Source organism: Micromonospora sp. NPDC049580 (assembly GCF_040675595.1).
In the GTDB taxonomy this organism is placed as follows: domain Bacteria; phylum Actinomycetota; class Actinomycetes; order Mycobacteriales; family Micromonosporaceae; genus Micromonospora.
On record NZ_JBFAPG010000666.1, the window covers coordinates 1 to 2,573 of the forward strand.

3 protein-coding genes and 1 riboswitch are annotated in these 2,573 nt (G+C 70.2%); of the genes, 1 reads left to right on the top strand and 2 read right to left on the bottom strand.

The features are described from left to right. Nucleotides 1-36 precede the first annotated feature (36 nt). Nucleotides 37-714, bottom strand: a complete 678-nt coding sequence (locus AB0J68_RS30735; RefSeq protein ID WP_363942220.1) for a transglycosylase family protein — start codon at nt 712-714, stop codon at nt 37-39. Further along, nucleotides 714-858: riboswitch (cyclic di-AMP (ydaO/yuaA leader) on the bottom strand. Its footprint overlaps the gene before it by 1 nt. Nucleotides 859-1,323: 465 nt before the next feature. Here AB0J68_RS30735 and AB0J68_RS30740 point away from each other — a divergent pair. After that, nucleotides 1,324-1,812 (top strand): peptidoglycan-binding domain-containing protein, encoded by a 489-nt coding sequence (locus tag AB0J68_RS30740; protein WP_354863347.1) that lies wholly within the window; start codon nt 1,324-1,326, stop codon nt 1,810-1,812. An 84-nt stretch (nt 1,813-1,896) separates the two neighbouring features. Here the strand turns inward: AB0J68_RS30740 and AB0J68_RS30745 are convergent, their stop codons facing one another. Next, nucleotides 1,897-2,298 (bottom strand): peptidase inhibitor family I36 protein, encoded by a 402-nt coding sequence (locus AB0J68_RS30745; protein WP_354863346.1) that lies wholly within the window; start codon nt 2,296-2,298, stop codon nt 1,897-1,899. Between the last annotated feature and the right edge of the window lie 275 nt (nt 2,299-2,573).

The following is a 2,573-nucleotide window of genomic DNA, read 5'->3' on the forward strand; positions in this document are numbered from 1 at the left end:
GACCGGAATCCGGTCGAGCGCCCGCTGCTGGTGCTCTTACAGGCTGAGCCGCTGGCCCGGGAGAATCAGACCCGGGTCGGCGCCGATCAGCTGCCGGTTGCGCTCGTACAGGGCCTGCCAGCCGCCGGCCTGGCGGTGGCTGTCGGCGATCTCCGACAGGGTGTCCCCCGGCTTGACCACATACGTGTCGCCGCTGGCCGCCGGGGCGGTGCGCTCGTGGTTGCGGGTCGCCGGCTGGTCGCCGCGCGACGACCGCTCCTTCGGGGCGGTGGACCGGTCCTTCGGGGCGGTGGACTTCGACGACTTCGCGGTCGACTTCGTCGAGGACTTCGTGGCGGAGCCGCCCGACGAGCCGCCCTTGCGGCCGCAGGTCGGCCACGCGCCGATGCCCTGCCCGTCGAGCACCTTCTCGGCGATGGCGATCTGCTCGCCGCGGCTGGCCAGGTCGGCACGGGCGGCGTACTTCTTGCCGCCGTAGCCGGCCCAGGTGCCCTGGGAGAACTGCAACCCGCCGTAGTAGCCGTTACCGGTGTTGATCTTCCAGTTGCCGCCGGACTCGCACTTGGCGATCGCGTCCCAGTTGACACCGGCCTGGGCCGGGGCCGCGGGGCCGAAGAGGGCGACGGCGCCGGTGATCGCGCCGACGGCCAGGGTGCCGACGGCGACGCGGCGGGTGGTGACCCGTCGATGACGGGGCGTGTGGACAGACGTCATGTGTGGTTCCTCCACGCCGGCGAGGTGAGCTGTCGGGTTCGGGCCGAGGAGCCCGGCCGCGCGGTGGCGGCTTCACCCCGAGGTGACATGCACCGAGGAACGTGGGTCCCCCGCTCCTGCCCGGGGTTCTGGTATCCGACGACCGGGGGCAGGATTTGGCGTTGCCGGTCGTGGCGTCCACGGTGGTGGACTCGATCGACGGTAGGCACGGTCGGTGACCCTCGCCCAACGCTTGTGAACTTGTTCACCGGCGCACGCGCGGCGCCTCTGCCAGCGGTTGCGGACCACGCGCGGCTGTGCACCGACCATCATGGACCGATTCCGATCAGGCCCGGATGTCACCGCCCGTACGCAGCCAGGCGACGGTGCGACGGAGCAGTTCGAGGTGAGGAACGGGCCGATCGGCGGGTGGTGGGAGCGGCCGTGCTCCCAGGAGGCGCCGATCGTGGCACGCCAGCTCGGCGTGCGGTCCCTGCCCGCTGAAGATCACGGCGTCGACGGGCATCGGCGCTCCTGGGAATTGACGTTCGGGCAGGAAACCATAGATCGACGGCCGCGATGCTCGGAAGCACACCGGGTCGACCCCGGCAACCTTCCCAGGAGGAGAGCATGCCGATCCACCGGAGCCGCATCGGCCGCCGCAGCGCCGCCGCCACCCTCGTGACCGTCCTGGCCAGCGCCGGCCTGACCCTGCTCGCACCGACCGCCGCGCACGCGTCCAGCCCCTGCACCAGCCTGACCTTCTACCGGGTCGGCGGCTATCCGGGCGGCGCGGACATGCACGTGCCGACCATCGGTTGGCAGACCGGGAACAAACAGTGCTATCTCACCTACGGCCACTCGGGCTCGGCGGTGCTGGTGCTTCAGGAGGCGCTGAACAACTGCTACTCGCGGTCACTGAGCCTCGACGGCAACTACGGCCCGAAGACCCGCGACGCCGTCCGGTACGCCCAACACAAGATCAACGAAGACATCGTGTACGCGAACATCGCCGAGGACGGCGAGTACGGCCCGCAGACCCGGGCGTACATGGGCTTCGCGATCTTCGGGGTCAACGGCGGCCCGGTCATCCCGAACGTCTGCTACTACCCGGGCTGAGCCGCGTGACGGCGCCGGTCGGAGTCCCCCGTGGAATTCCGACCGGCGCCGTCGTGCACCCCCCTGCCCGCTTCGGTCCGCGGATCAGCAGACCCGGACCGCCTCGATCCGCTGGTTCCAGTTCCCCCCGATCGCGGCCGAGTCGTACGCCAGGTTCGCCCGGTAGCCGTAGGCGTGCTGGTAGCCGAGCAGGCCGGTGGCGTTGGCGTTGTCCCAGAAGGTGGAGACGGTGCCGGACGGTCGGTTGTTGATGATCGACTGGGTCCTGTTGCGGAAGTACGAGGGCAGCCCGACGTCGTTGCAGCCGTTGTACGGCCCGTCGAGCAGGAAGATGTCCCCGCTGAAGTTGGTCCCGGCGTACAGGCAGAGCAGACCCGAGGGGCAGGCGTAGTTGGCCTGGGCCGGGCTCGGGGCGACGCCGAGCGCGGCGCCCACGGCAACCACGCCGAGCAGGGCGGACGTGAACCTTCGCAGAGCACTTCGCACGATGGTGACCTCCGGTGTCGTCACGACCGGAACAGGCCGTGAGTCGAATTGCCGACATCGCATTGATTGATGCCGCTGTGCCAACGATGATCTGCGCGGCAGGTCGACGAATTCCTGCCGGAACCTCAATCCGGCCGTCCGTCGGCGGATTGTCCGACTGGCGATGCGGCGAGCGGCGGTTCATGGAGATTCGGGTCCTCGGGCCGGTCGAGGTCTGGGCGGACGGCCGCCTGGTCGACGCCGGAGCAGCCCGCCAGCGCGCCGTCCTGGCCGCG

Excerpts from the sequence above, each read along its gene's own strand:
- AB0J68_RS30735 (WP_363942220.1), bottom strand. The coding sequence starts at position 714 with ATGACGTCTGTCCACACGCCCCGTCATCGACGGGTCACCACCCGCCGC.
- AB0J68_RS30740 (WP_354863347.1), top strand. The coding sequence starts at position 1,324 with ATGCCGATCCACCGGAGCCGCATCGGCCGCCGCAGCGCCGCCGCCACC.